At 38.2% G+C, this 3,558-nt stretch carries 3 protein-coding genes; 1 reads left to right on the top strand and 2 read right to left on the bottom strand.

Going from position 1 to position 3,558, the window contains the following annotated elements:
- Window positions 1-325: 325 nt before the first annotated feature.
- Both Q5866_RS20850 and Q5866_RS20845 read right to left on the bottom strand, forming a co-directional pair.
- The gene (locus Q5866_RS20850; protein WP_303182309.1) at window positions 326-487 is read right to left on the bottom strand and encodes a hypothetical protein; all 162 of its coding nucleotides are present in this window, start codon (window positions 485-487) and stop codon (window positions 326-328) included.
- 18 nt (window positions 488-505) lie between these two features.
- A complete protein-coding gene (locus Q5866_RS20845; protein WP_303182307.1) occupies window positions 506-694 on the bottom strand; it encodes a hypothetical protein in 189 nt (62 codons plus the stop codon).
- A 199-nt stretch (window positions 695-893) separates the two neighbouring features.
- Between Q5866_RS20845 and Q5866_RS20840 the strand changes: the two genes are divergently transcribed.
- Window positions 894-3,485: a hypothetical protein gene (locus tag Q5866_RS20840; protein WP_303182305.1), complete on the top strand. Its 2,592-nt coding sequence runs from the start codon at window positions 894-896 to the stop codon at window positions 3,483-3,485.
- Window positions 3,486-3,558: the final 73 nt, after the last annotated feature.

The following is a 3,558-nucleotide window of genomic DNA, read 5'->3' as shown; positions in this document are numbered from 1 at the left end:
AGGTGTTCGACTTCAACGTGAAGAACCCGGAACTCGAACTGAACGTCAACGGGCAAACTCCCGATGTCCCGGTGAACACCCCAACTTCCTTTAACTTTAACGTGAAAAAAAGCGACTACACGGGAAAGTTCAATTTCCAGATAACCTGCGAGCCCTCTAACCCGGGAACGATAAAAGTGAACGATTCACCGTACAACGGGGGGATCGTGCAACTCGCGTCTCCAAATGACAATACCGTCGAATTTACACCGGATGAACCGGGGGCGATCGTCTTAAAACTTGCATGCTCGGACGAGTGGGGATCAAAATCCGAAGAAATAATCAGCTATAGCGTGTCGAACACGAACATGGAAGTGAACGTCACGAACAAGGAACTGGACTTGATCCTAAACAAACCCACTACGTTTAATTTTACCGTCTCCAAACCCGGGTACTCGAAAGGGTTCAAGGCTAAATTTTCCTTGCTACCCGAGAACTCGGGAGCCATCAAGCTAAACAATTCCGTTTACGATTCGGGAGAGGTCTCCTTGCTAGACAACAACTCCATTTCCTTCACCCCGACAAGCACGGGGGCAATCATGATCAGAATGACGGTTATTGACGAACTCAAGGGAGAAAAAGACATCGCACTCAACTTCAATGTTTCGAACCCGCCGATCAAGTTGGACGTTACAAACAAGACAGATAACATCATATATAATACAACCACTGGATTCAACGTAACAATCTCCAAAGAACGTTATTCGGGGAAATTTAATTGCCGTTTATCAACTATACCCGCTAACGCTGGCACAATTTCCCTAGATAGTAAAACTTATACGGGAGGCTTCACGCCTATCTCTAATCCACAAAATCTTCGAGTAGATTTTACACCAAAACAAGATGGAACGATTATGCTGATTGTAGAGATCATAGATGATACAAATAATACCGTTGAAAAAATTTGTGAGTACCATGTTGAGAATCCCATGCTAGATTTAACTATCAATAATGCCAAAACAGAATTACAACTTGGAGAAGTACACAACTTTAGCATTACTGCTTCAAAAACACATTATGATGCCTCTTATAATTATCAAATTACACAGTATCCATATGGTGGTGGAACCATTAGCGTGGATAATAAGAATGAAATGAGTGGAAAACTCGCTAAAAATCCTTGCAACATAACTTTTGTACCAAACCTGCCAGGAATTCATGTTCTAAATATAAAAATAACTGACGAGTGGGGGCAACAAGTTGAAAAACAAATAAATTATAGCGTTGAAAACACGCCAATTACTCTTGAAGTATTAAATAACGAGAAGCAAATTGTTTTGAATACTCCAACCATTTTCAATTTCAAGGCTCTAAAAAAGAATTACAATGATAATGAAACCTTGACTTACACGATTACACCCACTAGTGCTGGAACACTATTAGTAGATAATAAAATTTACAATGGAACAAGCATAAGTATCCCGTATTCTCGAATAAAGAACGGAATTCCAGTGTCATTCACACCGACTCACGAGGGTATTACAAGTCTAACAATTCATGTTGTGGATCAATATAACATGACATCCATGCACACGATTGATTTCAATGTTACAAATCCAAAACTAGAATTAAACTTAGTAGGAGTAAACCTAGATCAACCAAATCTTATCACCCTGGGGGAAACCTTCAAGTATGCCTTTACAATTCAAAAGCCTTATATTGATGATTTCGCTTATACGATAACATTAAACGAGGGGGATGCGGGCCTATTGGCGACAACAGACGTATCTCCTCGAACTCGTGCGGCAGGTTCAAATATTCTAACAGGAATTATTCAAACAAATGAATTTGGTATTTGTATCGGGGAGATAAGACTAACTCCAAATAATTCGGCTTACCTTAACAAAGATATTACTGTTTCTATCCAAATTCACGACAAATGGAACAACACAAAAACATTATCATCAAAATTCCATATAGAATCAAGTACTATAAATGTCAATGTTAATCGAAGTACATCAATTCCAGTAGAGACTCCTTACGTGTTCTCCTATACCGTGGATAAACCTAATTACACAGGAGATTTTAAATACTCCTTTATTGGTTTTTCAAATACGGATAAACTTGAAACTAGTTCAGATGGCAAGACTTACACTCCTTACGAGGGAGGTAAATATCCAGTCCCAGACAAAAATCATACGTTTATACGCTTTACTCCATCACAAATCGGCACGATCCCCCTTCGCCTCTACTTATACGATGATAACAACTCCGAGACGGTAAAAGAACTGAACTTTGATGTCAAAGCACCAGAAGTTAAATTAATAGCTAACAGAACATCGGCATCTGGATATACTGACGAATATATTCCATTCAAAATCACGGCAAACGAAGAAAAGGGTGAAGATGTCAGTCTAAGTTTTACCACGGAGAGTACAACTTTCGAGGGTAAATTACGCTTTAATAATTCCGAGGTTACTCCTACTTCTAAGGGAAGAACAACTTCAACAGTAGCAACCACATCTTCAGGAAAAGAAAACACCCTTGAAATCGCATCTCGACGTATAGGAAATTTTGCGGTAACAACTACGGCACGTAACCGTTACGAGAGTAAAGCTACGGTAACAACAAGTGTCAGTGTGACAGAAAAACCCGAATACTTGGTAACAACTTCAGCGATCGGAAGTGGTAGTATTATTAAAAATCCAACGACTCCTACATACCAAGTTGGTTCGACAGTTAAATTTACAGCTACCCCTGACGTTGGATGGAAATTTGTCCGTTGGCAAGGTTCCGTGACAGGAACAGCAAACCCCGTTACCACGACGATCAATGGTGAAATGAATGTCGTAGCCGTATTCCAAAAAAACATGTACAAATTAACAACAAACGTAACTGGAAGCAATACAAATTTCTGTACGATCAAACGTTCTCCTGATCAAATAGAATATGAAGCAGGCACTGTTGTAACCTTAACAGCTATACCTAATCCAGATGATTACTATTCCATTTTCGATAAATGGAGCGAAGACAATAAAGAAGAGATATCTATATCAGTTGTTATGGATGATAACAAAACGATATCTGCAAATTTCACGTCAGCACTTTATTTGATTAAAGTATGGATCGGGAATTTCAGTAAGGTTGTAATGCCATCGGGATCGACACCTCTAAAATCATATGATATAGGAAATGTCCCGGTTAGTTACCTTTTAAGCAAAAATGCGACAACATCGTTTGATTTATCAATACCATTCACGGAATCATACAAAGAAGCAAAAGTAAGAATTTATATTGATGACAAGTTAATAGCATTAGAAGATTTAAATTCATCTATATATTCCCATGTAAACAATGAGAATAATGTTTATTTCAGCGCACCAAAAGCAAAAATTGAAGGTATACTATTTAAGATAAAACAAGAGGAAATTAAAACAGGAAAATTACGTATTGAATATCAAGACCCTGAACGAAAGACAACCGTTACCGGAACAATTGTAAATTAATTTACTGAATTTCTTTATTTCCAAGGTAGTCTCTACACGAGGCTACCTTTTTCGATTATATAAAAACACTCTT

It is taken from the genome of uncultured Butyricimonas sp. (assembly GCF_959596855.1).
Taxonomy (GTDB): Bacteria; Bacteroidota; Bacteroidia; order Bacteroidales; family Marinifilaceae; genus Butyricimonas; species Butyricimonas muris.
This window is presented reverse-complemented; position numbering and strand designations above follow the sequence as displayed.

Coding starts and splice junctions, on each gene's coding strand:
- Q5866_RS20850 (WP_303182309.1), bottom strand. CDS start 487: ATGGCTCCCGAGTTCTCGGGTAGCAAGGAAAATTTAGCCTTGAACCCT.
- Q5866_RS20845 (WP_303182307.1), bottom strand. CDS start 694: ATGATGTTATCTGTCTTGTTTGTAACGTCCAACTTGATCGGCGGGTTC.
- Q5866_RS20840 (WP_303182305.1), top strand. CDS start 894: ATGCTGATTGTAGAGATCATAGATGATACAAATAATACCGTTGAAAAA.